The sequence below is a fragment of the Nocardia sp. NPDC055050 genome, from assembly GCF_053608345.1.
In genome coordinates this window covers 1-1,064 of record NZ_JBSGVG010000095.1, presented here as the reverse complement: position 1 = coordinate 1,064, position 1,064 = coordinate 1, and the positions used below count along the sequence as shown (strand labels likewise).

Genomic DNA, 1,064 nt, shown 5'->3' with positions numbered 1-1,064 from the left:
GGACACCCGGCGACCACCGACGACGATCGGCGCAGGCTGTTCGACTGGATCTGTGGTCGCGCACCGGAACTCGACGGCTTGGCACTGCTCGACGGTTTCCAGCGGGCACAGGACGCACCGGTGGCGCGGGTGCCGGAGTTGGTGCGTGAGTACCGGCTCAGCTGGGAGATGCTGCCCGACGCCGCACTGAACACCGCGCCGGTGTGGGAAGCGTTGCTCGACAACGGCATCCCGCAGACGGCGCTGCTGCGACAGCTGCCGCGCCTGACCCGTCTCGGCCTGCTCGATCCGCTCGGACCGCGCACCGCGGCGATCTGCGCGCAGCTCGCCGACCCGGCGAGGCTGCGCAAGGCTCGCGTGCACCCGGTGTCGGTGCTGATCGCGTTGCGCACCTACGCTTCCGGGCGGTCGGCGCGTGGCGCGGGCACCTGGACGCCGTCGGCCCCGGTCGTCGACGCCCTCGACGCCGCGTTCTACGCGGCCTTCGAGTTCGTGCGGCCGACCGGCCTGCGTCACCTGCTGGCGCTGGACGTGTCGGGCTCGATGACGAGTGCGATCGCAGGACTGCCGATCTCGGCGCGCGAGGCCTCGGCCGCGCTCGCCCTGGTCACCGCACGTACCGAGCCGCGGCACGAGATCGTCGGGTTCACCGCCAGCGGTCAGGGGTGGCAGGGGGCGCGCGGCCTGTCCCCGCTGTCGATCTCGCCGCGGCAGCGTCTCGACGACGCGGTGCGGGCGATATCGGGTTTGCCGTTCGGTGGCACCGACTGCTCGCTGCCCATCCTGCACGCGCTGGACAAGGGCATCGAAGTCGATGTGTTCTCGATCTACACCGACAACGAGACCTGGGCGGGAGCGGTGCACCCGCACCAGGCGCTGGCCCGCTACCGCCGCGAGGTGAACCCGCGGGCCAAGCTCGTGGTGGTCGGCATGACGGCGACGAACTTCAGCATCGCCGATCCAGGCGACGCGGGCATGCTCGACGTCGCCGGCTTCGACGCCGCCGTGCCGTCGCTCCTGGCCGACTTCGCCACGGCCGCATAAGAATACGACCCCAGAAAAAA

At 71.1% G+C, this 1,064-nt stretch carries 1 protein-coding gene; it reads left to right on the top strand.

The features are described 5' to 3' along the window. On the top strand, nucleotides 1-1,044 hold a 1,044-nt coding region (locus ACWGCN_RS35795; protein ID WP_452529193.1), incomplete at its 5' end, for a TROVE domain-containing protein. Between the last annotated feature and the right edge of the window lie 20 nt (nucleotides 1,045-1,064).